The sequence below is a fragment of the Sedimentibacter hydroxybenzoicus DSM 7310 genome, from assembly GCF_013403245.1.
Lineage (GTDB): Bacteria > Bacillota > Clostridia > Tissierellales > Sedimentibacteraceae > Sedimentibacter > Sedimentibacter hydroxybenzoicus.
Map to the genome: position 1 here is coordinate 194,572 of NZ_JACBNQ010000002.1, position 26,833 is coordinate 221,404.

The 26,833-nt window shown below is 34.4% G+C and carries 24 protein-coding genes; 20 read left to right on the forward strand and 4 right to left on the reverse strand.

Features of this window, described 5'->3' with window-relative positions:
* Window positions 1–106: 106 nt before the first annotated feature.
* The 12 genes from HZF24_RS03510 to uvrA all read left to right on the forward strand — a co-directional run bounded on the left by HZF24_RS03510 (window position 107) and on the right by uvrA (window position 14,702).
* Window positions 107–526, forward strand: a complete 420-nt coding sequence (locus HZF24_RS03510) for a CC/Se motif family (seleno)protein (RefSeq protein WP_179236887.1) — start codon at window positions 107–109, stop codon at window positions 524–526.
* Window positions 527–538: 12 nt separating this feature from the next.
* Window positions 539–1,468, forward strand: a complete 930-nt coding sequence (locus HZF24_RS03515) for a D-2-hydroxyacid dehydrogenase (RefSeq protein WP_179236888.1) — start codon at window positions 539–541, stop codon at window positions 1,466–1,468.
* A gap of 117 nt (window positions 1,469–1,585) precedes the next feature.
* Window positions 1,586–2,281, forward strand: coding sequence for a redoxin domain-containing protein (locus HZF24_RS03520; protein WP_179236889.1), 696 nt, complete (start codon window positions 1,586–1,588; stop codon window positions 2,279–2,281).
* Between the two features lie 168 nt (window positions 2,282–2,449).
* Window positions 2,450–4,528, forward strand: coding sequence for a stalk domain-containing protein (locus HZF24_RS03525; protein ID WP_179236890.1), 2,079 nt, complete (start codon window positions 2,450–2,452; stop codon window positions 4,526–4,528).
* A gap of 221 nt (window positions 4,529–4,749) precedes the next feature.
* Window positions 4,750–5,811, forward strand: coding sequence for a YkvI family membrane protein (locus HZF24_RS03530; RefSeq protein ID WP_218835245.1), 1,062 nt, complete (start codon window positions 4,750–4,752; stop codon window positions 5,809–5,811).
* Between the two features lie 162 nt (window positions 5,812–5,973).
* Window positions 5,974–6,717 carry a ribonuclease PH gene (gene rph / locus HZF24_RS03535; protein WP_179236891.1) on the forward strand — a complete coding sequence of 248 codons (744 nt, stop codon included), beginning with the start codon at window positions 5,974–5,976 and terminating at the stop codon, window positions 6,715–6,717.
* A complete protein-coding gene (gene rdgB / locus HZF24_RS03540; protein ID WP_179236892.1) occupies window positions 6,714–7,313 on the forward strand; it encodes an RdgB/HAM1 family non-canonical purine NTP pyrophosphatase in 600 nt (199 codons plus the stop codon). Before rph ends, rdgB begins: the two co-directional genes overlap by 4 nt.
* Window positions 7,310–7,795, forward strand: a complete 486-nt coding sequence (locus HZF24_RS03545; protein ID WP_179236893.1) for a YfcE family phosphodiesterase — start codon at window positions 7,310–7,312, stop codon at window positions 7,793–7,795. Before rdgB ends, HZF24_RS03545 begins: the two co-directional genes overlap by 4 nt.
* Before the next feature lie 31 nt (window positions 7,796–7,826).
* Entirely contained in the window at window positions 7,827–8,282 is a 456-nt protein-coding gene (locus HZF24_RS03550; RefSeq protein WP_179236894.1) for a transcriptional regulator, read from the forward strand.
* A gap of 237 nt (window positions 8,283–8,519) precedes the next feature.
* Window positions 8,520–9,713, forward strand: a complete 1,194-nt coding sequence (gene rocD / locus HZF24_RS03555) for an ornithine--oxo-acid transaminase (RefSeq protein WP_179236895.1) — start codon at window positions 8,520–8,522, stop codon at window positions 9,711–9,713.
* Window positions 9,714–9,871: 158 nt separating this feature from the next.
* Window positions 9,872–11,836 carry an excinuclease ABC subunit UvrB gene (gene uvrB, locus HZF24_RS03560; protein WP_179236896.1) on the forward strand — a complete coding sequence of 655 codons (1,965 nt, stop codon included), beginning with the start codon at window positions 9,872–9,874 and terminating at the stop codon, window positions 11,834–11,836.
* Window positions 11,837–11,888: 52 nt separating this feature from the next.
* Window positions 11,889–14,702 (forward strand): excinuclease ABC subunit UvrA, encoded by a 2,814-nt coding sequence (gene uvrA / locus HZF24_RS03565; RefSeq protein ID WP_179236897.1) that lies wholly within the window; start codon window positions 11,889–11,891, stop codon window positions 14,700–14,702.
* Window positions 14,703–14,731: 29 nt separating this feature from the next.
* On the opposite strand, the gene HZF24_RS03570 is transcribed toward uvrA, so the two are convergent.
* Together HZF24_RS03570 and HZF24_RS03575 are read right to left on the reverse strand one after the other, a co-directional pair.
* Window positions 14,732–15,592, reverse strand: coding sequence for a LysR family transcriptional regulator (locus HZF24_RS03570; protein WP_179236898.1), 861 nt, complete (start codon window positions 15,590–15,592; stop codon window positions 14,732–14,734).
* 83 nt (window positions 15,593–15,675) lie between these two features.
* Window positions 15,676–17,031: an MATE family efflux transporter gene (locus HZF24_RS03575; RefSeq protein ID WP_179236899.1), complete on the reverse strand. Its 1,356-nt coding sequence runs from the start codon at window positions 17,029–17,031 to the stop codon at window positions 15,676–15,678.
* A gap of 354 nt (window positions 17,032–17,385) precedes the next feature.
* Here HZF24_RS03575 and HZF24_RS03580 point away from each other — a divergent pair, with 354 nt between their 5' ends.
* The 8 genes from HZF24_RS03580 (at window position 17,386) to HZF24_RS03615 (ending at window position 23,838) form a co-directional block, all read left to right on the forward strand.
* Window positions 17,386–17,940, forward strand: a complete 555-nt coding sequence (locus HZF24_RS03580; protein WP_179236900.1) for an RNA polymerase sigma factor — start codon at window positions 17,386–17,388, stop codon at window positions 17,938–17,940.
* Window positions 17,940–18,665, forward strand: a complete 726-nt coding sequence (locus HZF24_RS03585) for a DUF4367 domain-containing protein (protein ID WP_179236901.1) — start codon at window positions 17,940–17,942, stop codon at window positions 18,663–18,665. The genes HZF24_RS03580 and HZF24_RS03585 overlap by 1 nt, the downstream gene beginning before the upstream one ends.
* Window positions 18,666–18,782: 117 nt before the next feature.
* Window positions 18,783–19,208: a hypothetical protein gene (locus HZF24_RS03590; protein ID WP_179236902.1), complete on the forward strand. Its 426-nt coding sequence runs from the start codon at window positions 18,783–18,785 to the stop codon at window positions 19,206–19,208.
* Window positions 19,209–19,555: 347 nt separating this feature from the next.
* Window positions 19,556–19,927, forward strand: a complete 372-nt coding sequence (locus HZF24_RS03595; protein ID WP_179236903.1) for a hypothetical protein — start codon at window positions 19,556–19,558, stop codon at window positions 19,925–19,927.
* Between the two features lie 6 nt (window positions 19,928–19,933).
* Entirely contained in the window at window positions 19,934–21,064 is a 1,131-nt protein-coding gene (locus tag HZF24_RS03600) for an amidase domain-containing protein (protein WP_179236904.1), read from the forward strand.
* 248 nt (window positions 21,065–21,312) lie between these two features.
* The gene (locus HZF24_RS03605; RefSeq protein WP_179236905.1) at window positions 21,313–21,912 is read left to right on the forward strand and encodes a hypothetical protein; all 600 of its coding nucleotides are present in this window, start codon (window positions 21,313–21,315) and stop codon (window positions 21,910–21,912) included.
* 42 nt (window positions 21,913–21,954) lie between these two features.
* Window positions 21,955–22,359, forward strand: coding sequence for an FtsX-like permease family protein (locus HZF24_RS03610; protein WP_179236906.1), 405 nt, complete (start codon window positions 21,955–21,957; stop codon window positions 22,357–22,359).
* 81 nt (window positions 22,360–22,440) lie between these two features.
* Entirely contained in the window at window positions 22,441–23,838 is a 1,398-nt protein-coding gene (locus HZF24_RS03615; RefSeq protein WP_179236907.1) for a VanZ family protein, read from the forward strand.
* 378 nt (window positions 23,839–24,216) lie between these two features.
* Here the strand turns inward: HZF24_RS03615 and HZF24_RS03620 are convergent, their stop codons facing one another.
* Together HZF24_RS03620 and HZF24_RS03625 are read right to left on the reverse strand one after the other, a co-directional pair.
* The gene (locus HZF24_RS03620) at window positions 24,217–25,581 is read right to left on the reverse strand and encodes a hypothetical protein (RefSeq protein ID WP_179236908.1); all 1,365 of its coding nucleotides are present in this window, start codon (window positions 25,579–25,581) and stop codon (window positions 24,217–24,219) included.
* Window positions 25,582–25,618: 37 nt separating this feature from the next.
* Window positions 25,619–26,683 carry a P-loop NTPase fold protein gene (locus HZF24_RS03625; RefSeq protein WP_179236909.1) on the reverse strand — a complete coding sequence of 355 codons (1,065 nt, stop codon included), beginning with the start codon at window positions 26,681–26,683 and terminating at the stop codon, window positions 25,619–25,621.
* Window positions 26,684–26,833: the final 150 nt, after the last annotated feature.

Below are 26,833 nucleotides of genomic sequence, written 5' to 3' on the forward strand. Positions count from 1 at the left end.
ATTAGATACTTAATGAAAGACATCAACAGTAACGGGTTGGTGTCTTTTTTGATATTTTAACCAATGGGGGGCAGGGTAATAATTTTATTGAAAAGCATATGAATTTATGGTAATTAGTGGTATAATAAATCAACTTAGAAACGACATAAGGAGAATAACATTGAATTTACCAAGAAGTATAAATGAAATAATTTTGAAAAGGAGAAATAGGTTGTCTAGAGATGTAGCAAATATTATTAAAATTACTGATGCAGCAAAGAATTATTTACATAAGAAAAACAAATTAAATGTATGTATTGAATATCCGGAGTACAGGACCGGTAATGATTGTGCTTTCGTGCAGGTACCTGAGATATTTGCCAAAAAACCAAAAAAGGAAGAAGATTATAATATAATATCTTTAGATGAAATTAATATTTTTTTATCCAAGCTTGTTAATTTGCCGGACAATGATGTTATAATAGACGTAGCTTCCTTTTTAGGAATAAAAATATTAACGGTTTCAGGATTTAATTCAAAAGATTAAGAGGTGACCAATTTGAAAATAGTTATATTAGATGGATACACATTGAATCCCGGAGATTTAAGCTGGGAAGGATTAAAGAAGCTTGGAGATGTCACTGTCCATGACAGAACATCGGTAGAATTAGTTTATGAGAGAATTAAAAATGCAGATGTGGTATTTACAAACAAAACACCGTTAAGTGCAGAAGTTATTTCAAAGTGTCCCAATTTAAAATATATCGGAGTGCTTGCGACCGGTTACAATATTGTAGATGTAAAGGCAGCAAGGGAAAGAAACATACCGGTGTCCAACATTCCCGTATATGGAACGACGGCTGTGGCACAAATGGCAATTGCGTTACTTTTGGAAATTTGTCATCATGCAGGTGCTCATTCGAATTCTGTGCATAGTGGAGATTGGACGAACAATGCGGATTGGTGCTATTGGAATTACCCTCTCATAGAGCTTGCAGACAAGACCATGGGAATTATCGGATATGGTCGTATAGGTCAGAATACTGCTAAGATTGCCGAAGCCTTAGGAATGAATATAGTAGCATATGACGGAAGCTCAAAATATGCCTCCTTGGATGAGCTTCTTGCCAAATCAGATGTAATTTCTCTTCACTGCCCATTGTTTCCGTCTACAGAGGGGATAATAAATAGAGATACTATAGGGAAAATGAAAGACGGGGTAATAATTATAAATAATTCCCGGGGACAGCTTATTGTGGAGCAGGATCTTGCAGATGCGCTGAATTCAGGAAAGGTGTATGCAGCAGGACTTGATGTAGTGTCCTCAGAGCCGATTAAAGCTGACAATCCTCTGCTTAAAGCAAAAAATTGCATAATAACACCGCATATTTCATGGGCTCCAAAGGAAAGCCGATTGCGTCTAATGGATTTTGCCATAGAGAATCTTGAAACATTTTTAAAAGGGGAACCGATTAATATAATTAACTAGTATATTTAGTGACAATAAAGATTATGATTCTTTATTTGTCACTTTTTCTTTTTATTTTATCTCACTTTATCCATTCGTTTTCATAGTATATAGTATTACTTATTGACGGAGGCAAATATGGGTATAGATAATCATAATAATATAGATACCGGTTGTATTACTATCGGAAGGATGGCTCCTGATTTTACTACCTTATCAACCGAAGGAGTTATAACATTGTCGCAATTCAGGGGTAAATGGGTGGTTCTGGTAGATGAACCGGGAAACTTTGCTTCTACTTCAACTTCATCTCTTTTAGCACTGGCTAATCATTATGAAGAATTTGTAAAGAGAAATGTACAGATTTTATGCTTAACAATAGATAACAATTTTGCAAACATAGAGTGGTTGGTAGATATATACAGAACTTATGGGGTTTTTGTACCATTCCCGCTTTTGGAGGATAGGAATGCAGATATTGCAAAGAGATATAATATTGTAAATCCTGACAGAATTTATGAGCAAAGTGTCAGAGATGTGTTTATAATCGGCCCCGACGGAAGGATACGCTGCATATTGACATATCCTAATTCATGTGGCAGAAATACTTATGAAATGTTAAGAATTATAGATTCTCTCCAAGTAACGGATGCTTATAATGCTTATACCCCCGCAAACTGGATGCCCGGAGATCCTGTTATGATGCCAACAACTCATTCGTTCAGGGAAGCTTTATTAAAAGCGACAGGGCAGTCGGGTACCGGTTTAGTTTGTAACAACTGGTACAGTTGCTATACGGATTATAATACTCTTGGGACTTCTACATTAATTTAACCTTGCAATATATCCGTAACAAAAGATGTCGATTTATATGATATAATGTATCCATCAATGATGCAAAGGTGTGCACCTTTGTTGGACAAGTATTTATTTAATCAGAAGCAAGACAATGAGCGTTTGATTGATAACTGAATGCAGAAAAGTAATAAAAGAGGTGAAAATATGAGAAAAAAAGTATTTAGTGGTATTCTGATTGCTATATTTTTAGTGATAGCATTGTTTAATGTTGTGCCAAGGGCATATGCAGACGGGCCTATCAGAATTATAATTGACGGAAAGAGGGTTACTTCAGATCCGGAGCCATTTATTAAAAATGACAGAACTTTTGTTCCGATTAGAATAATAGCTGAAGAATTGGATGCGGAAGTGAGTTGGGATAATGAAAAAAGAATAGTACATATCTCCAAGGATGATATGCAAGTATCTCTTGTAATTGACAGCCATTTAATAGAATATACGATAGACAATGAAACGATTTACAACTTAAGTGATGTGGCGCCTTTAATTCAAGATGACCGTACCTTCGTTCCGATCAGATTGGTCAGTAATGCCTTAGGAGTAGGAATTGATTGGGATAATGATAAAAGAGCGGTTGTAATTAATCCAAAAGAAAAGTCAAGTGTAGAGCCGTTTTTTGATGTCAGCATTTCATCTGTTAAACCGGGACAAGTTATAACAGGCACATCAAACTTAAGTATAACAACGAAAAGTGAAATTAAAGGTGCGGCTGAAATAAAATACCTGCTTCTTAACCCGGATACCAAAAAAGGATTTGTTATAGCAAAAGGAGCTAATTTAACAGGTTCATATAAATGGATTCCGGCTATGGAGGATAGTGGATCTAAGGTTCTTGTTGCCGCAATATATGATAAAAACGGCAAATTTTTGGCAGGAGATTCGATTCCCGTTAAGGTCAATATTATACCCGATATTAAGCTTAAGGGATTGACGGAAGGTCAACTGGTAACAATTGATAGCGTCCCATTAACTGCAGAATTGAATTTTGCAGCATTATATGTCAAATACGAAATAATAAACCCTGATACCGGAGCATACTATATATCTTCAGAGCAAGATCCGTTAGGGTCATTTACCATGGTTCCTGAAATGGAGGATAACGGTAATATGTCTTTGCGCGTAATTGCATATGACACTAAGGGAAACCCCTATTACGGCCCGTACACAAAGGTGAAAGTTGAAGCAAACAGAATATTCTCACTTGGAGGTGTTTCACAAAATCAAACAATTGACGGCTCCGTGACGCTTCGAACTGTCAGAAATTTCAGAGTGTCGGAAACCGAATACGTTGTTGTCGATGCTAATACAGGATCCGAAACTGTTTTATACAAAGCAGGATACGGAAATTATACATGGTTCCCCGGTCCTGATATGGCGGGAAGCAAACAGCTTTACGTAAGAGTTAAGGATGCGGCAGGGAATACTTTTGTGAGCAATAAAATAAATGTTAATGTTGCTGGAAATCCTAAGGTATCGTTACAAAGCGTTGCCCCGGGGCAAGTGGTCACAGATACGGTAAATTTAAAGGTAGGAAGCAATGTAACATTAGATAGTGTAAAATATATTTTAACTAATACAGACACGGGAGAGCAGAAAGTTTTAACAGGACAAACATTCACTCCTGCTGCAGGCGACGGAGGGTCATGGAGTCTGAGAGCGGAGTCATCATATGCAGGAAAGGTTATTAAGACGGAAGATGTTAAATTTACAATTTATACAGGTAAGCTCTATCCAGCCCAGGCTATAATTGAAAAAGATAAATTTTTAGATTTTGCTTCTAAGCTTGCGGTAGACGCTCAGAAGAAGTCAGGAATGTCTGCGGCGTTGCAGACAGCTCAGGCAATTCTTGAAACAGGATGGGGTCAAAGTGTTCCGGTTGATAAATATAACGGAAAGTTCTCATACAATATGTTTGGTATTAAGGGTTCGTCAACAAACGGTTCTGTAACGTCTAACACGTGGGAGGTATACAACGGCGTTTCTTTCAGAGTGGATGATAGTTTTAGAGCATACAACAATGTTAATGAAGCGTGGGATGATCACAAGGATCTTTTGCTTACACGAGACAGATATCAACCGTTCAGAGAGGTTATGTATAACAGTATGCAGGGTGCATGGGCACTTAAGAGATGCGGCTATGCAACAGATCCTGTTTATGCTATAAAGCTTGTGAATTTAATAAACAGTTACGATTTAAATAAGCTTGACGAAACAGGAATTTAAAAGGATAAAAGGTGGGACACACCTCTAAAGTGGAGATAGCCTATGGGGATAGCTTTAGAGGAATGTCCCCGTAAATTTAATATAGTTTTAGAGGAAATGTCATCAAACAAATGCGAATCCGGCAGAGGGGAAATGTTCTGCCGGATTCTTATATGGCATAAAACTTCTTTTTTAATCATATAGCTTTAGTACTTAATATTATTTCAGTAGCGGAGGATATATTGATTAATAATGACGTAAAACAAGTATATTCCATTGCAGGCGCGTTTATTGCTTTTTTAATAGGCTCGGGATTTGCCACAGGTCAGGAAATAATGCAATATTTTGCCGCATATGGATTCATGGGTTTAATAAGTGCCGCAATTGTGCTTTTTCTATTTATGTATGCAGGGGTCAGCTTTGTTACGGCAGGGCATATACATAAATTTAACAAAGGAAATGACATATTTTTATATTATTGCGGCAAAAATATCGGTCGGATATATGATTATTTTTCCGTAATATTCGCCTATATGTCCTTCTTTGTTATGATTGCAGGAGCAGGTGCGACATTAAGTCAGCAGTTTGGATTGGATGTATCCTTCGGTTGCATTGCAATGGCAGCGCTTTCAATCGTTACGGTGATATTCGGCTTAGACAACATAGTCAATATAATCAGCAAGATAGGTCCGGTAATAGCAACCATGGCTATTTTATTGGGCTTGACAGCCATATTTCAAAATATTGACGGCTTAAGAAATGCAAATGTAATACCTGAGCTGGATATTATGAAGGCATCGGGTAATTGGTTGTTTTCAGCATTTTTATACGTCGGATTCAATATACTTTTGCTCTCGGTTTTTATGTCATCCATAGGAGCGAGAACAAAGAGTATTAAGGTTGCTTCCACAGGAGCAATTTTTGGAGCAGCAGGATACTCCTTAGCCATAGCGGTTATAGCTGTAGGTTTAATGGCCAACATAGAAAAAACTGCATATTCTCAAATACCTTCACTTATGCTGGCTTCAGGAATTAGTTCTTCTGTTGCAATAATATTTTCTTTAAGCATTTTTGCTGAAATATTTACTACCGCTGTTCCCCTGTTGTGGATAGTTTCCTCGAGAATTGCCCACGAAGACACGTATAAATTTAAAGCAGCAACAATTATATTGGCTGTTTCAGGTGCGGCAATCGGATTAAAGGTTCCCTTCAATCGGCTCGTTAATATTATTTACGTTATTAACGGATATGCAGGAATTATATTTTTGTTTTTCATGATAAAAAAATCAATATTAGAAAAATAAAAAATGCCTGCTGTAAGGGGGAGCATATTTTTTTAATTGTTAATACAGTGCTAATCGGGTATAATACATATATCATACCATCGCCTCGGCAATGCAAGCGAGCTTGCGCTGCACTCGGCTCAGATATGATATAATAATTCCATAAAATGCTTAGGAGTTAACATGAAAAGAGAAAACAACAGAACGAAAGAAGAATTAAGACCGGTTAAAATTACAAGAAATTACATAATACATCCGGATGGCTCGGTATTAATAGAGGTAGGAAATACAAAGGTTATATGCACAGCGGTAGTTGAGGATAAGGTTCCTCCTTTTTTAAAGGGAACAGGTAAAGGATGGATATCCGCAGAGTACTCGATGATACCCGGTTCGACTAAAACAAGAAAGACAAGAGATATAAACAAATTAAAAATTGACGGAAGAACACAGGAAATTCAAAGATTAATAGGAAGAAGCTTAAGATCTGTAGTTGATTTGGAAAGCATAGGCGAAAGAACAGTTTGGATTGACTGCGACGTTATACAGGCTGACGGAGGAACAAGGACGGCTTCCATTACAGGAAGCTTTGTTGCAATGGCGGAAGCAATCTATAAATTATATAAAAACAATGAAATTGAAAATATGCCTGTAAAAAGCTTTGTATCTGCAGTAAGTGTGGGAATGATAAGCGGAGAAGCCATAATAGATCTGAACTATGAGGAAGACAGCAGTGCCGATGTTGATATGAATATAGTTATGACTGATAAAGGTGAATTTATAGAGGTTCAGGGAACCGGTGAGGAAGCAACATTTACTCATAATGATTTAATGAGCTTAATTTCTTTGGCAACGAAGGGATGCAGAGAATTAAATGGTCTGCAGCGTACAGTCTTAGGAGAAGAAATCAGTGGAGAAATAGGAAAATGAACAGAAGAATAATATTGTCAAGCGGAAATAAACATAAGGTAAGTGAAATAAAGGGCATTTTAAAAGACATGCCCTTTGAGGTAATATCGAAGGATGACTTAGGATACAATGACTTTGATGTAGAAGAAAATGGGACTACCCTTGAAGAAAATGCGTTAAAAAAAGCAACAGAGCTGCATAATCTGACAAAAGGAATAGTAATTGCAGATGATACGGGGTTATTCGTAGATGAATTGAACGGAGACCCAGGGGTATACTCGGCAAGATATGCAGGTGAACCTACATCAGACAAAAATAATAGGGAGCTTCTTCTTAAAAATTTAGAGAATGTTGCTTTTGAAAAGAGAACAGCATACTTTAAAACGGTCATAGCAATTGTCCTTGAAGATGGCAGCAAAATGACGGCCGAAGGAAAGGTTGACGGAACAATTGGCTTTAAAGAAAAGGGAAAAAACGGATTTGGTTATGATTCTTTATTCATAGCTGAAGATACAGGCAGGACATTTGCAGAAATGACAGATTATGAAAAAAATAAAATCAGTCATAGGGCAAGAGCACTGCAAAATTTAAAGAAAAGCTTAGAGGAATATATATGAGAATATTAGTGGTAAGCGACAGTCATAACATGGTGTTGAATTCGCAGCTGGAAACAATTTCAGGTTACGGCAGCTTTGATATGCTAGTTCATTGCGGTGACAAATATAAAGATGCTGATAAGTTTGCAAGCAAGCTGAATATTAAAAAAGTATACCGCGTTCCCGGAAATTGTGATATTGCTCCAAATAATTTGCCGTTAATATTGACTGAAATAATTGAAGGCAAAAAAATAATAATAACACACGGTCATCTTCATGGTGTTAAGTCGGGAATAGATAATATAAAGGATTATGCTGAAGAAGCAAATGCAGACATTGTTTTGTACGGTCATACACATTGTGCACATAATGAAATTATAGATGACATATTATTTTTTAATCCCGGCAGCACCATATCTCCGAAGTGCGGTGATGAAAGCTTTGGAATAATTGAAATAAAATCAGATAATATTAGGAGTTCAATAATTTCATTAAAAAATTAGTTAAACATGAAGAAGAGATAGGGTGAAATAAATGCTAAACATTAACGGTTTTAAAGTAAATAGCGTTGATTATATTTTAATTGTGGATAAGGAATTTACTGTTACTTACAATACTCGTTTTGATAAAAGAGTTAATACTGACTTTAGCTTAATTGAAAGTGAAGAATATCTAAATAAAAATTTATTTGAAATTTATCCATCTATTGAAAAAGATGCTAATACGTCCTCTATTGTTAGATGTATTACTACAGGGGAGATTGTAGTTAAAAAGTTTCAGAATTTCAAGGACTTTAATGGAAATAAGTACTGCACACATAATATAACTATTCCTCTGATTCGTAATGGTAAGATAATAGGGGCTGTTGAGTTAATTAAAGATATAAAAACTATTGAGAATTTAACTGATGATAATTACAAATTGAAATATTCGGAAGATTTTGTAATAAACAATGCAAGCAAGTCTACATTTAATTCTATTATAATTTAATTGCTCTTTTTGATTAAAAGCAATATAATTTCGCTAAGTAAATAGTTTGGTAATTATAACCTATTCATTTTATGATTAGTTTGATTACTTATTGGTTTTATTACCATAAGTTGCATTATTTTGTATTGTGTATTACGTATTGACATTGATATTAAGATTATATATAATTAACTTAATAATAACGTATAAACATTCTGGAAAAGAAATAAATATAAATTTAAATCAGGAGGTCATTAAATGGGTAAATCAAAAGAAGTAATACAAAAGACGGAAAAATACGGTGCTCACAATTACAAACCAAAGGAAGTAGTATTTGATGCAGCGGCAAATGTTAATGTAACAAATCCGGAAGGTGAAAAGTTCTATGATATGCTCAGTGCATATTCTGCTTTGAATTTTGGGCATAATCATCCTGAATTAATACAAGCTGCCAAAGATCAATTAGACAAACTAACTTTGTCATCAAGAGCTTTTTATAACAGTGTATTGGGCGATTGGATGGAAAAACTGTGTGAACTTACAGGCAAAGAAATGGTATTACCTATGAACACCGGTGCCGAAGCTGTTGAGACCGCTTTAAAGACAGCAAGAAAGTGGGGCAACTTCGTTAAAGGTGTAGAGGATGGAAAACAAGAGATAATTGTATGCTCAGAAAATTTCCACGGCAGAACAATTACAATAGTTTCAATGAGTACTGATGAAGAAGCAAGAAAAGGATATGGTCCATTTACTCCCGGATTTAAGGTTATAGAATACGGAAATGTTGAACAGCTTAAAGAAGCAATTAATGAAAATACGGTTGCTTTTATAGCCGAACCAATACAAGGTGAAGCAGGAGTTATAATTCCTCCGGCAGGATTCTTCAAAAAAGCATATGAAGTTTGTAAAGAAAACAATGTATTATTCATAGCTGATGAGGTTCAGACAGGTTTTGCAAGAACAGGTAATATGTTTGCTTGTGAATATGAAGGTGTTGTACCTGATATATATGTTCTTGGCAAGGCATTAGGAGGCGGAATAATTGCGGTATCAGCAATAGCAGCAAACGAGGATATTCTTGGAGTGTTTAAGCCCGGAACACATGGTTCTACTTTTGGCGGCAATCCTTTAGGAGCAGCCGTTTCGATAAAGGCTATGGAAATATTGGTAAGAGATAATTATCCTAAGATGGCTAAAGATAAAGGCGATTATTTCATGTCTAAAATAAGAGAAATTAAAAATGATGATATTGTTGATATACGAGGAAGAGGACTTTTAGTTGGCGTTGAATTTAAGATGGATGCTGCACCATATGTTAAGAAGCTTATGGCAAACGGGGTTCTTGCTAAAGAAACTCATGAAAGAACGATTCGCTTTGCGCCACCTATTACAATAGCCTACGAAGAAATGGACGATGCAATAGAAAGAATTAAAAAGGCTTTAACTAAATAAGTTTCAATTAAGATTAAAAGAGAACTGACAGGAACATATCCTGTCGGTTCTTTAAGTTTTAATACCATTTTTTGAAATTCTTGCGAAAGTTTTTTTATTGACTTATATATTCAAAAGATATATAATACGAACATACGTTTAGAGAGATGAGGTGAACTATGGGTCAATTCAAAATAAAATCAGATTTCAGACCAACCGGAGACCAGCCTGAGGCGATAAAAAGTATTGCTGCAGGATTAAATAATAATTTAAAATATCAGACTCTTTTAGGTGTAACCGGATCAGGTAAGACATTCACGATGGCTAATATAATTGAAAAAGTACAAAAACCCACCCTTGTCTTGGCTCACAATAAAACATTGGCTGCTCAGCTATGCTCAGAGTTTAAGGAATTTTTCCCTGACAATGCGGTTGAATATTTTGTCAGCTATTATGACTATTATCAACCGGAAGCATACGTGCCCAGCAGCGATACATTTATAGAAAAAGATGCATCAATCAATGACGAAATAGATAAGCTAAGACACTCTGCTACAGCATCTCTTTTTGAAAGGAGAGACGTTATAATTGTAGCAAGTGTTTCCTGTATATATGGATTGGGAAGCCCGGTTGATTACGAAAATCTGGTTATTTCCCTCAGGCCTGGAATGCAGAAGGACAGAGATGAAACAATGAGAAAGCTCATTGAAATCCAATACAAAAGAAACGATATAAGCTTTACCAGAGGAACCTTCAGAGTGAGGGGAGACACATTGGAAATATTCCCTGCATCCTCATCGGAAAATGCCATAAGAATTGAGTTTTTTGGAGATGAAATAGACAGGATAACGGAAATAAACACGGTTACGGGAGAAATATTAGGTAGAAGAAATCATATTTCAATTTTTCCTGCAACTCATTATGCAACGACAGAAGAAAATGTAAAAAGAGCCGTTGTAAGCATCAGAGAAGAATTAGAAGAAAGATTAAAGACTTTTGAACGTGAAAATAAGCTTTTGGAAATGCAAAGATTAGAGCAAAGGACAAACTATGACTTGGAAATGCTCACGGAAATGGGATATTGCAACGGTATAGAAAATTATTCGAGACATATCAATAATTTAAAACCCGGAACAAGACCATTTACCTTATTGGATTATTTTCCAAAAGATTTCTTAATGATAATAGATGAATCACACGTATCCATTCCACAGGTAAGAGGAATGTATAACGGAGACAGAGCGAGGAAAACAACTCTGGTCGATTATGGCTTCAGATTGCCGTCGGCACTTGATAACAGACCTTTGAAATTTGACGAATTTGAAAAAATCATAAATCAGGTTGTATTCGTAAGTGCAACACCGGGGCCATACGAAGGAGAACATTCACAAAACGTAACGGAGCAAATTATACGACCTACCGGTTTGCTTGACCCTCCTATTCATGTGAGACCTGTTGAAAACCAAATAGATGATTTAATTAATGAAATACGAATTTCAACAGATAAAAAACAAAGAGTATTGGTAACTACGCTCACAAAGAAAATGGCGGAGGATTTGACATTTTACTTTAAAAATACAGGCATAAAAGTAAGATATCTGCATTCCGATATAGATACGTTGGAAAGAATGGAAATAATAAGAGACCTGCGGTTGGGCGAATTCGATGTATTGGTTGGAATCAACCTGTTAAGAGAAGGATTGGACTTACCCGAGGTATCACTTGTTGCAATACTTGATGCCGATAAGGAAGGCTTCCTGCGTTCAGAGACATCTCTTATACAGACTGTAGGCAGAGCTGCCCGTAATGTAGACGGCAGAGTTATAATGTATGCAGATAAAATTACCGGCTCCATGGACAGAGCAATCAGGGAAACGAACAGAAGAAGGGAAATACAGGATAAATATAACGAGGAGCACAATATAACTCCTACGTCGGTTATTAAGAGTGTACGTGATGTAATTGAAGCAACCAAGGTTGCGGAAGATGAAGAAAAGTATGCTGTAAAGGGCGAAGCAATCAAGGATTTGTCTGCTTATATCATAGAACTTGAGAAAGAAATGAGAATTGCGGCTGAGAACTTAGAGTTTGAAAAGGCTGCAAAGCTTAGAGACGAAATAAAAGAGTTGAAGCTATTAGCTTAAATACAGTGTCATCCTGAGCGTAGCGAAGGATCTCATAACGAAAGGATAACAAATGGATAAAATTATAATTAGGGGAGCGAAGGAGAACAATCTTAAGAACATTAATGTTGAGCTTCCAAGAGACAAATTAATTGTTTTTACGGGAGTCAGCGGTTCGGGAAAAACATCCCTTGCTTTTGATACCATATATGCAGAAGGGCAAAGACGCTACGTTGAGAGCTTATCCTCTTATGCACGCATGTTTTTAGGACAAATGGATAAACCGGACGTAGAATTCATCGAAGGATTGTCACCGGCAATTTCCATAGACCAAAAAACAACAAGTAAAAATCCCCGTTCAACAGTAGGTACGGTTACCGAAATTTATGATTATTACAGATTGCTGTTTGCAAGAGTGGGAACACCTCACTGCCCGAATTGCGGGAAGCCCATAACAACACAAACAGTGGACCAGATAACAGATAAGGTTTTGGAATACGAGGAAAAAACAAGAATACAAATCTTGGCTCCCATGGTTAAGGGGGCTAAGGGTACACATAAAAAGCTTCTTGAGAACATCAAAAAAGACGGATACGTTAGAGTAAGAATTGACGGCGAGCTATATGAATTAGAAGAAGAAATAGAGTTAGAAAAAAATAAAAAGCATACAATAGAAGTAATTATAGACAGATTAATAATTAAAGAAGGAATACAAAAACGCCTTGTTGACTCGGTGGAAACCGCACTTGAGCTTTCAAACGGTATGGTTCTCATTGATGTTATGGGTCAGGAAGAGCTGTTAATGAGTACAAAATTTGCATGCACGGATTGCGGTATAGGTTTTGGGGAAATATCTCCAAGGATGTTTTCTTTCAATAATCCTATTGGTGCATGCAAGGTTTGCAACGGCTTGGGAGTAAACAGAGAAATCGACCCAAGCTTAGTTATTCCGGATTACACAAAGACAATAGCAGAAAGAGCGATAGCGCCTTTCGGTTCTGAAGAGGACGGCTATTACTATCAGATATTTAAGGCCATAGCAGATTATCACAGATTTGATATCGATAAGCCACTATCCGAAGCTCCGCAAGCATTTATTGATGAAATTTTATTCGGTACAAACGGCAGAGAAATGACTGTTGAGTTTGTAAGTAAATTTCAGGGACCAAGAACATATGTCAGAGAATTTGAAGGAGTTGTTAACAACCTCCAAAGACGATACATGGAAACAAGATCTCCCGAAATGAGAGAATGGATAGAGGAATATATGCAGGAAAATCCCTGCCCCGAATGTCACGGAGCAAGGCTAAACCCTGTAAGCTTAGCCGTAAAGGTTGGAAATAAAAACATATATGAAGTGACAAAGCTTTCAGTCATAAAGAGTTTAAAATTTTTTGACGAATTAGAGCTAAGCCCGGTAAACAAAATAATAGGAAGCCAGATAATAAAAGAAATTAATTCAAGATTACAATTTTTATCAGATGTTGGGTTGAATTATTTAACACTCGAAAGAAACGCAGGTACTTTGTCAGGAGGAGAATCTCAGCGTATAAGATTGGCGACTCAAATAGGGTCAAGCTTGGTGGGAGTATTGTATGTGCTTGACGAGCCGAGCATCGGACTGCACCAAAGAGATAACAGCATGCTCATTAAAACACTTAGAAATCTCACCGATTTAGGTAATACCCTCATAGTGGTTGAGCATGATGAAGAAACCATGGAAAGTTCAGATTACATTCTGGACATCGGCCCCGGAGCAGGAGTACATGGTGGAGAGGTTGTAGCGTTTGGTTCATATGAGGAAATAAAAAACAATGAAAATTCTATAACGGGCCAATATTTAAGCGGCAAAAAGAAAATAGATGTACCCAAAATCAGAAGAACAGCAGATAAATTTATTGAAATAAGAGGTGCAAGAGAAAACAACTTAAAGAATCTTGATGTAAAAATACCGTTAGGGTTGATGTGTGCTGTTACAGGCGTTTCCGGCTCGGGTAAAAGTTCATTGATAAATGAAATATTGTCAAAGGGACTTCATCAGAAATTATTCAAAAACAGCAACCGCCCGGGAGCTTATGATGAAATGCTTGGTATTGAAAATATAGACAAGATTATTACCATAGATCAATCACCTATCGGAAGAACACCAAGGTCAAATCCTGCAACCTATACAGGGGTATTTGATTATATACGTGATGTATTTTCTATGACACTTGAAGCAAAGGAAAGAGGATATCAAAAGGGAAGATTCAGCTTTAACGTTAAGGGCGGAAGATGTGAGGCCTGCAGAGGTGACGGTATATTAAAAATAGAAATGCACTTTCTGCCTGACGTATATGTACCATGTGAGGTATGCAAGGGTAAAAGATATAACAGAGAAACCCTGGAAGTAAAATATAAGGGAAAAAATATATCTGAAGTTCTGGATATGACAATAGATGAAGCCTTGGAATTCTTTGAAAATATCCCTAAGATATACAATAAAATCAAGACGCTTCAAGATGTGGGGCTTGGTTATATCAAGCTTGGGCAGCCATCTCCCGAGTTATCAGGCGGAGAAGCACAGCGTGTAAAGCTTGCATATGAATTGAGCAAGAGAGGAACGGGCAAGACGCTGTATGTGCTTGACGAGCCTACAACGGGACTTCACATGGCAGACATACACATGCTTATAGACGTTCTGAACAAGCTTGTGGAGCAAGGAAACTCAATAGTAGTTATAGAGCATAACTTAGACGTAATTAAGACGGCAGATTATATTATCGATTTAGGTCCCGAAGGCGGAGACGGCGGAGGAACAATCGTTGCAGAAGGAACTCCTGAAGAAGTAGCCAAAGTAAAAAAATCTTACACGGGACAATATTTGAAGAAGATGTTAAAGAAATAATTATAAATTATATAAGGAACATATTGTTTTCAAAAACAATATGTTCCTTTCAGCCATTTTTGAATAGCATTTGATTTTTCAGCTTCTTTTTTGTATATTATATAATTTTGCACCGGAGGAATCTTACCGTCTAAAACAGGTATTTCTATGACAGAGCCGTTATTTATTTCCGGCTCTATAATTTTTCTCGGCAGAAATGTATAGCTTTCTCCGGATTTTAAAAAAGGTATAATTTTTGAAGCAATATCAATATCGAGACGGAATAATTTATTCTTAGGAAATATCCAGTTATGGGTTGTAGAATACAGAAAATTAGAGTAATATACCGGAAGCTCCTTAATTTTACTCACAGGAATCCCTTGAGCAAATTGCTTATTCTGACTTCCTGTAACGAAAAGAACATCATCTTCGTTGAAAAGCGTGCAAACATAGCCGGGGTTGCGATAAGGATTATGTGAATAACCTATATCTATGCTGCCGTTGCTGAGTCCTGAAATAATTCTCCTTGAATGTCCGAAAACAACTCTTATGGAAACATCCTCATTTTCTTCCATAAAGCTCTGTATAAAATTACACAGGTGTGAATCATACAGGGAATATACTGCGCCTATTATGAGTCTTTCGGAATAATCTCCCGCTAAGTTTGCCTGAGCAATTGCACTGGATTCAAGGCTGATAATTTTTTCGGCATATTCAAATAATGCCTTTCCTGCCAGTGTGAGTTCAGAATAATTTTTATTACGGACAAAAAGCTTCTGACCTACCTCTCTTTCAAGCTCGCTGATTCGACTGCTGACAGTGGATTGCACCAGAATCTGTTCCTTGGCTGTCTTGGAGAAGCTGCCGTTTTCAGCTAAAAGCACAAAGGTCTTTAAATATTCAATATTCATTCCGTGCTCCTATCGACAAAATTGATTAATAACTATATTATTATTTATTATACAAATATTATATAGGTCAATAACCATGAATGTCAATACAATCCTACCGATATTTTTTGCTTCTTATATATCTGATAATACACCGTAAACATCACGGAGGTTATAAGCCATGAAACAGGATAACTCCACAGCACCATAATAAGTGTGGGATTTAACGGAACTGCAAGCAATATCCATAATACCCTGCATGCACATGTTCCTATAAGGGTTAAAACCATTGGCTTGAATGTTTCCCCTGTACCGCGTATTGCTCCTGAAAAAACTTCTCCTCCTATGTAAAGAAAATACAAGGGAGATAAAAATCTCATGAGTGCAGTGGTTAATTCAATTACTTCAACATCACTTATAAACAAAAAGCTCAAATCTCTGCACCAGACGTACAAAGCACCACTTACAGCAAAAATCAGAGTTAAAAAAATACACATACATATATTTACACCCTTTCTGATTCTTGAATAATTACGGGAACCGTAATTTTGTGCTGTAAATGTAGAAATTGTAACTCCGGAGGAATCTATAATAAGAAATATAAGTAAATCCAGTTTTCCGCATAATGCCCATGCGGCAATGCTGTTTGTACCGAATTGATTTATATTTGACTGTATCAGCATATTTGCAAGTGGATACAGAGATGACTGGACACCTATAGGAAGTCCCAGTCTGAAGATGCTTTTCAGTACGGATTTGTGGAATCGTATTTTTTTAGGTATAATTTTGCAGGGCAGGGCAGTTTTTATAAGAGCAATAATTACTAAGGCGGCACTTAGAATTTGTGCAATTACGGTAGAAAATGCCGCACCTACTACATGCCAGCGGAATAATCCAACAAACAGTAAATCCAGTACTACATTTACAATGTTTGCCACGAGAAGGAAATAAAAGGTCGATTTTGAATTTCCCACAGCCCTGAGAATTCCCGTTCCCACATTATAAACCATGGATGCCGCCATACCTGCAAAAAATATTCGTGCATATGATAAGCTGTAATTGAATATATCATCCGGAACCTGCATCAGCTTAAGAAAGTATGGAGATAAAACAATTCCCATTATTGACAAAACGAGCCCGCCGGAGATAGCAAATGCTATGGCAGTATGCACCGTCTTGGACAGATCCTCCTGATTTTTTGCTCCAAAGTATTGAGAAACTATAATTGTTGCACCGCTTGAAAGTCCCACAAAGAAATTTACAGGAAGCTTCGTCAGGCTGTAAATAGCGTCAATGGATGCTAATGCGTCAACACCTGCAAATCGCCCTAAAATAACCGCATCAGCGGTAGTATAAAGCTGCTGAAATAAATTTCCCAAAAGAATGGGTATAAAAAATATTACAAGCTTTTTCCATATGACCCCTTCCGTTAAATCGTGTTCCTTTTTTATTAATTCCATATTATTTCTCCATATATTAATTTAATTAAATTTCATTAAGATATGAACATACTACTATGAAATCCTTGTATTTGTAAAACGAAACAATTCGATAAAAATGATTTGCATTTTCGATAAGCTAAATAAATAATATAATTTGTTTTTGTATTGCCATAAATATACCAACATCTTACGTTCTCTGTCATTCTGAGCGTCAGCGAAAAATCTTAACTTTTCAATAGCGTTAATAAATACTTAGAATGACAAATTATCGATTAACTGCAAATAATAACCAAGCACATATATAATTGTAATAATCTGCAAACAAAAGTATAATTAATACAAGCTTAAAATTAATTTGCATAGGGAGGGACTATGATATTTTATTTATCACTTATAGATAATCAGGAGGACAAGGACAAATTTGAATACATTTATACAAACTTCAGGCACACAATGCTGTACGAAGCAAAGTATATATTAAGAGACGAGGATATGGCTGAGGATGCGGTTCATGAAGCATTTATAAAAATAATTAAAAATATTTCAAAAATTTCTACAGAAAACCGTAACAGACTAAGAAGTTTACTCGTATTAATAGTGAAGCAAAAATCCATAGATATGATCAGGAAGAATGAAAAAGAAGAAACCGATTATGTGGAGAATATAGAAAAGATACAGGATGAAAATGAGGAAATTCATGATGAAGTTTTAGACAAGGTTTTATCCATTCATGGAGTAAGGCATATGATGGGAATTATCGCAGAACTTGAGGATGCATACAAGATCCCATTGGAATTAAAGCTGTTTCATGAGTACAGCAATAAAGAAATTGCAGAAATATTAGACTTGTCTGAAGGTCATGTGAGAATCAGGATTTTCAGAGCACGACAGCAGATTATAAAAAAATATGAGCAGGAGAATGAATAATGGAGCTTGATAAAAAGCAGAAGGAATCTCTTTTTGATGCATTATTAACCTACGCAGTAAAAGAAAATGCAATAAATGAAATTAATGAAATGCCAACCGAAGAACAAATCAAGGAAGATATGAGCTTTTCCGCAGCATTTGAAAGCAAGATGCAAGGCTTGATTAAAAGGAGAAGGAATAAACGAATTTTAAAAAGTACATACAAGTACGGAAAAAAGGTTGCAGTATTTGTATCCATTATTGTATCTCTGGGCTTTGGAACACTTATGACTGCGGAAGCGGTACAAAATGCAGTTATAAGTACGGTTGTTGAATGGTACGAGGATCACAACGGATTTATTTTCAAAAATACAAGCAGCAAATCAGATGAGGAAATACTGAATGAAGCAAAAATAAAGCTGCCCTCATATATACCCGAAGGCTTTGAGCTATCTGAATCCGAGGATTATGACAGCTTTAAATTGTATCTATACAAGAATAAAGAAGGAATAAATCTTGTATTTAATGCAGCGGTTGTTACAGATAAAAATGAAACATTTATAGATAACGAATATACAGATTATGAAATTATTGAAATTAACGGCAATGAGGTATATTTATTTTCAGGGAAGGGTAGAGATTATGATTATGCTTCAGTAATTTGGACAGAAGGAAATATTAAATATGAAATAGACTCATGGATAGGTGTTATTGAGGTCATAAGAATAGCAAAAAGCTTAGACTAAAACTTGATAAAATATTACGATTTTTTAATATTTCTTCATAACAAAACTTGTAACGATTGTCCAATTTTTATCGTACTAATAGTAGAAAGAAAAAATATAATTGGGAGGCTTTAAAGTATGATTAGAAAAACAGCTATAATAATGATAATTTTAGCCATATTGTTGGGGGCATCAAATGTTTATGCTGTAGCGGGTAGTGGGAATGTGTCAGATAATAAAGATATGGTTATTGTTCCATTTTGGGAGCATGCACAAAAGGTAACACCTACCATGTATTTTAGTAGTGGAATATATTCGGGACAAATAAGCGGTAATTCGGACGTTACCCAAATATCTATGACAGTGGTTCTAAGTGTAAAAAATACAAATGGTACGTATTCCGAGGTAAGTAGAACAAGTAAGACTGAAAATTCAAATTTTGTTACAAAATCAAATACATATAGCTTTGTAAAAGGAAAGACATACAAAGTTACAGTAACCGGTCAAGTCTATGTTGGTACAACATATGAAAATGTTGAGAATTCAATTACTGCTACATATTAAATAATGGGAGAATAGCGAGTATAAGTTTTTATACCAAAGAAGTAGCAAAGACATGACAGTATGTTTAAATATAGGGGGAGAAATAAGCATACTTTGTTATAGAATTAAACAGAAGGGGGTTAGGGAAATGTTACATATAAGGTCGCCAAATAAATTGAAAGACCCTATAATATCTTACAACTTGAGAACTTAATACCACAAAAGCCAAATTGAAGAGATTTGTAGAGTCTTATTATCTGTAGTATATATTATGTAATATATATTTTCAATATTTTTATGTTAATATATACGTTTTTACTAAGCATTGGAGAATTAACTTTTATAAAAAAAAGGGAAAGGAGAAAATTATGTTTAAGAGAATGATTTCATTTTTACTAATATTATCAATATTAGTAAGTTATTCAGCTTTTGCATTAAGTAATGACAAATATAGTGAATTAAAATATAATTTAGTTGATGAACTTGCAAAAGCAAGTGGAAAAAGTCAAGAATCAATATTAAAAGAGCATAGCCAACTATTAGAGGACTATGTTAAGGTATCTAAGTGGGAAGAACAAAAAACAAATGAATTTAAAGCAAAACAAATTGAAGATACAAATAAATTAATGAGCCTAGTAAAACTATCAACTGAAGATATAAAAAACCTTAATAATAATTTAGGATTGAATCAAGAAAATCATAATCAGATTCAGAATTATATTTATGAGGTTTTAAATTAGTTGCCCATGTTGGATATTGATGAGTCGAACAAAATTGAAACAGTAATAAATAATTTATTTTGGATTAAAGAATTAAATTATCGAGACAATGATGATTATGATTTCGAATTTTTTATGACTAACCCAGGTGATTTAAGTGATAGTCAGCTTTATTTTATTGATAGCATTAAGCTTGAAAAACGCTTAGAAAATGAACGAATGAAAGAGCCAGAATACATCAATAAAAATGACAAATACAAAATATTTGTCACGATAGATGAAATTAATATAAATGGTAGTAATGCTACTGCAGAAGTAACTGCTGATAACATAAACTTATATCCTGATGAAACAATTGGTATTTCATTAATTAACCATACAATCAAGTTAACTAATATAGACGGAAAATGGTTGATAGATGATATTAGAGACAATAGCCTTAAAGAAAGCTATTATCTAGACAATAAAATTGAAATAAATGTTGAAGAAACAGTAAATGACTTAAAAAAACCTTTATCCAAAGAAAAGTTAGATGAAAATCAATCAGCTTTAAAACAACAAAAATTATTAGAACAAACACAAGATGCGTCTATAACAGCTTCCATTCCGTATATTCCTTCATTTTGTACATCATATGCTAATACATATGCTTTAAGTTATAACAGTAACTTTCCTAGTTATGCTAATGACAGTGACAATGGAGATTGTCAAAATTTTGGAAGCCAGTGTGTTTGGTATGGATTTGGCGGTGTTAATTCCAGTACATATATTAATAGCCATTCATCACCAATGATTGATGATGGAGTGAATAGTAGTAATTCATGGTATCATGGAGGAACAAAATATGACACAGGTAGTAACTGGGCATGGACAGGTGTTACATACTACCGTAATTATGTTAGAATAAATAGTGGTTTAACCGCTGTGGAATATAATGGTGTTGCCTATGCTAGAGTTGGAGATATTGTTCAAGTGTCTTGGAATGGAAACTCAACCTTTAATCATACTTATGTTGTCACAGCAGTAACTGGAACATTAGGCAGTAGGACTCCTAGTGATATAACGGTATGCGGGCATACTGCCAACCAGAAAGGTTTTAAATTAAATTTACCAAATTCTTATTACAGAACACTTTGCACACAAGGATGGAATTGGTAATTTAAGTTATATAATATTAATTGAGTCTGTAAAAAAAAGTCTATAATAACAATTAGGGATAAAAAGGCTTTCTGTGGTAAAATAAAAGTATAGGAAGCCTTTAAATTAAATATAAAAAGACAAAGTAAATGAGAGAGTGGGATAGAAAATATCACACGTAAACATTTGCGCTTTAATGTGAAAACAATAAAATACTTTTATGGGATAATATAACTACATATTATTAAACAGGAGGTTTAAATAAAAGCATGTATAAATATATTTTGCTAATTGTATTAATGTTAACAATTTTCAGCGGCTGTAATAATTTAAAATTGGAAGATGAAAGTGAAGCTACATTAAATAACACAAATACAGAAAATGAAAATACAGATACTTTATTTGATGAAAATTTGGAAGATAATTCTTTAGAGAATAATAATGAGGAATCAAAGTTGTATTCTGATTTAGAAGATGCGATTTCTAATGCAATTATTGAAAATAATATTGGGAGATATACTGAGGGTGAATACCAAACGGAATCCCATGTTAATTTATTGATTGATGAAAATGATGACGTAGTGACGGTTTATACTATGGCATTATACACTGAATATACGTTTAAAGCCAAATTGCTCAAAAATGTTAGCGAAGGTCATTATCCTGTCGCTATTACTTTTTTAAAAAAGGATAGTTATTATAGTTTAATTGAATATTGGAGACCTCTTGGGGGTAATGAGTATGCTAATTCAATTCGAGGTAGATTTCCTGAATCAACATGGGATAAAGCATTAGATACGCAACAGTTTATTGAATCTCAATTAAAAGAAACTGAAAAGAAAGCACTGGACTATTTTACAAAAGAATAATTACTTTCTGATTACTAAAGAATATTAAACGGGAGGTATCTTTTGAAATTAAAATCATTATTATTAATAAGTTTAATACTTGTACTATTTTTTACATCTTGTGAAAATAATTGTGTAGAATATACGGAAGAAGAAAAAATAGAGATGTATTATAATGAAATTGTTAACAGTTTAGATAAGAATAAATGTATGGGATATAAAACAATAGATGTTGTAATTATGGTAAGTATTCAATTATTAATAATAATAGCGGCATCCTTCATAATAGGTAATATTTTATCCATATTTACAATAAATATATTTAATTATTATTTACAGGAATATATAAACATTTCATTTAACTTTACTACACTTTTAAATCAAATCGTCATTCTCATAATTGAATGTTTTTTTGTATGTTTATTTTGTACAATGAAAGTAAAAAAAATAAATTTAGCAGAAAATTAAGGTATATTAAAAAAATATTCTTTTCCTGATTTCAAACATAAAACTCATTTGAAATATTCTAAAAGAGAAGAGGTAAAAACTATGAGGATTAGCGAGATAATAAATATAATAAAAAGGAATTTTTTATTTGGGATCACTGTAGTCTTGGTGTTGTCCATAATAATGTATATTGGTTATTTTATTGTTTATAAAAAAAAAATAGGCGGTAGTAAAAAGATTAATAAAAAACAATTAATGGTTGTTGTAATGTTTATCGGATATATAAGTATGGTTATAGGAGTTACCTTTTTAAATAGGAGTTCTGGTATTTATAGAAGTGTGAATTTACACTTTTTAAGTACATACATGGAAGCTTGGAATTCTTTTAATCAAAGAAATTGGCAGTTTATTATTTTAAATATATTAATATTTGTACCTATAGGAATTCTTTTGCCCTTAATGAATAAAAGATTTAATAATATGCTGTGCACCCTATTTGTGGGTCTTATGATTACCGTAACAATTGAATGCCTGCAGTATTTAACCGGGTTTGGTATTTTCGATTTAGACGATATTTTTAATAACATTTTAGGAACAGCTATTGGATATAGTATTAAAATGAGTATTTCTGAAATGTTACATAAAAAAAAGAACAATGGGTTAAATATTTTTATGTATCTTTTTCCAACGGTAGTTACATTAGTTATTTTTATTGGGATTTTTGCTTATTATAATTTGCGTGAGTACGGAAATCTGTCATTTTCATATAATTATAGAGTTAATATGAGAAATGCAGAAATTTTTACAGATTTAGAACTTAGCAGTGACAAAGTGAAAGTTCCTATATATAAAGCACCAACGCACAACAGAGAAACAGCAAAAAAATTTGCTATAGATTTCTATGAAAATTTAAATATAAAATTAGATAATTTTGAAACAATTGACTATAGTGATACTTCTATTTATTGGATTAGAGGAGAACCGTCATATAATATTTGGGTCAATTATTTAGATGGAAGTTATAGATACAGTAAATTTTCTTATTTAGACGAAGAAAAAGCAGCGAATGTTGAAAATGATGTTTTAATAAAAAAATTAAAACAGTATGGTATAAATGTTCCTGCAAGTGCAACGTTAAGTTCATCAGGGACGGGAACTTATAAATGGACTGTTGATATGAAAAGAAAAGATGATTCTTGGGTAAATGGGATTTTGTTATGTACATATTACAGGGATGATGAAATTAAATATATATCGAATAATTTAGTTACCTATAAAAAAGTAAAAGATATAGAAATTATTAGCGAAGTAGAGGCTTATGAAAAATTAAAAACCGGGAAATTTAAGTTAAGCAATTTATCAAACAATATTAAGACAATTCATATAACTGAAGTAGTATTAGATTATATGCTTGATTCCAAAGGATTTCTGCAACCAGTATATTCATTTCATACCTCGCTAAATGATGAGGAAACTATAATAGTTATTCCTGTAATGTGAAAAAAGTGCACGAGTCGTAAAAAGCAAATGAAAAGAAATGAAAACAAAACAATTCGATAAAAATGATTTGCATTTTCGATAAGCTAAATAAATAATATAATTTGTTTTTGTATTGCCATAAATATACCAACATCTTACGTTCTCTGTCATTCTGAGCGTCAGCGAAAAATCTCAGTTTTTAACGTTAATAAACACTTAGGATGAAAAATTACCGATTAACGGCAATAATAAACAAACACATATATTGTAATAATCTATAAATAAAAGTATAATTAAGAAACAATTTAAATTATTATAATATTTGGATTAAACCGTGTATTACTTAGAGAGATTATGCTGTTATCTTTTATGAAGTAATAGCATAACCTCTGTATTTTTTTACAATATAAATAATGCTACTATTATTGCTGCTGCGATTCCGCAGAGAACCGGAATTAAATTCTTTCTTGCCAACTCCTGTGGGCTTACATTACAAATTGCCGCAACAGGAATAACAGCCCAAGGAATTATGGTTCCTCCGTCTACCCACACGGTGATAACCTGACCTAAAGCAGCCAGTCCCGCCATGTTGATGTCAATTATGTTGGAGAATGTGTATGCTAAGGTGCCTACAATCGGAAGTCCCGAGAAACCGGAGCCGTCAAGTCCTGTGATTATTGCTACCGTTGTCTGGGTTAAAATTGTCGTCAGCTTATTCATCTGGATGCTCTGGGATAAGGATATACTGATGTCATTGAGTATTCCGGGAGCACCTTCTCCAAATACAGCGATTGCTCCGCCTTCATTTCCTATGAAGAAAAATCCCGCAATAAATATAACAGGTGCAAATACTGTAATTCCAAACTTAAAACCTTCCTTGATATAATCAACAATTTTGTCAAAGCCTACCTTGATTGGAAAGGAAGTCAAAACGGTTATAAGCATTATCAGAATTGCAGTTCCTCCAACAAGTGCTGTTGCATCTCCGCCTGCCAGATCATACTTCAACATTGCGGCTATATCGATTAAAAATGCAATAGGAGTTAAGAATGAAATGAATTTTGTACTTTTCATTTTTTTAACTTCAACTGCTTCATTCATTGCTACAGGCTGGAACAGAGTAGGATTTCTTTTCAAATCCTTTCTCATCATAAAGAATGCAACGGCTATGGTTACTGCCGACATGGCAAACCAAATGGGAACGGATGCAGATATTACTTCTGCTGCCTCGATTCCTGCACCTGATGCGGTTATGGTGGGCGCCCCCTGAATAAAGAAGTCACTTGATAATGCAACACCGTGTCCAAACAGGTTCATGGCAACGGCAACATACAATATGGGCAGGCCGGTAGCAACCGCCGCAGGAAGCAGGACTGCTCCTACTAAAGGAACCGCCGGACTTGGCCATACCAGCCATGATATAATCATCATGGTCAGACCTACAGCCCAGAATGCCATTGACGGGTTAATCATAACCTTTTTAATCGGTGACATAATTAAAACGTCGGAGCCGATTTCCTGCAATCCTTTAGACATTGCCACAACCAGTGAAATAATAACAATAATGCCCCAAAATTCGCTGCCGGAATAAATAATGGCATTAAATATGGATTGGATGGCAAAAACAGCATTTCCCGAATAAAGATAACCCATTGCAAAAATACCTATAATACATGGGATAACAATATCCTTTTTCATAAGCATAATACCCAGTATAATCACTACCATAACTATATAAAGATAGTGAAGAGAAGTTAAAATCATAAATATACCTCCTTGGAATTAAGTACGAGGAAATTCCTCATATGTACTTATTTAAGGTATTATCAAAAACATTGTTAACTCCATCAAAGTCCATGCCGTTAATATAAAATACTTCTAAAAGCTGATGCTGCTTTTTAGCCTCATTTAATTTATCAAGTGCCTTGTTAATTAATAAATCATGCAGGTACAGGTTGTTTTCTATTTCAGAAATGTGAGCTTTTAATTTATCCGGATCCATAAATTCATGAATATCAAAAATTTCTTCATATCCATTGTGCATTGGATTTTCAGTGCTGATTATCATCAAATTCATTTCAGGAATACAAAGGTGCTGCAATTTTTCTGCTGCCAATGGTCTGTAACAGCATTCGATATCATATCCTCTTTTTACGGCCTCATCAGCTATTATACTTAATAATTTTGAGGTGTAATTAGTATCCTCGCCGACAACAGCCCAAACTTTTTTATTCTGGTAAAGTGTCGGAGTATAGCTTATAAATCCATTTGCCGTATAAGCTTCGGAGAACATATTAACAGTTTTTCCTTTGTTATCGGACCAAAAATAAACAGGGAATAGTTTATTTATTACTTGATTGCACATTTCATTAAACTTTTTATTATCTATAAATTGGTCGTATAAGGAATTAATTTCTTCGGATATAATTGCGGCTGCCTGAAAATACTTGAATGCGCTTTTGTAAAGAAAAGATTTGTTTTGGTTTATCCTGATAATTTGACATTTATGTTTTTGTAATTGCTCTCCATCGAGGAATTCACCTAAATTAAGGATTTCATCTGCAGCACCGGGAAGAACCGGGTCAATCGTATGAGGTGCTGTTCCGTCAACGAAAGCAACTTTCAGCTCGTGTATGATTATACCGTCTAAGCTGTCGTTGTCACTGGCGCAATGTATATAATCTACGGAATAATTCTTTTCTTTCATCTTATCTGCAAATTTTTTCATAAATGAACTTTTTCCTACTCCCGGTCCTCCCTTGAGGATGTATAGCCGATTTAATTTTTCCGGATTTAAAATTGATTCAAAATAGCTTGATAATCCTTTAGATGCGTTACTTCCTGCAAAAAAATGTCTCTCTTTCAAATAATAACCCCCCAATTTTAATGATGTTTTTATTATATGTGGGTGTATAAATCTTGTTAATGAAAAGTTGGGGTTGACATTGAGGTAAGAGTTTGTCAAATGGCATATGCTTTAAGATATGCGTCAATAACTTGAAAAAATGGACAAATT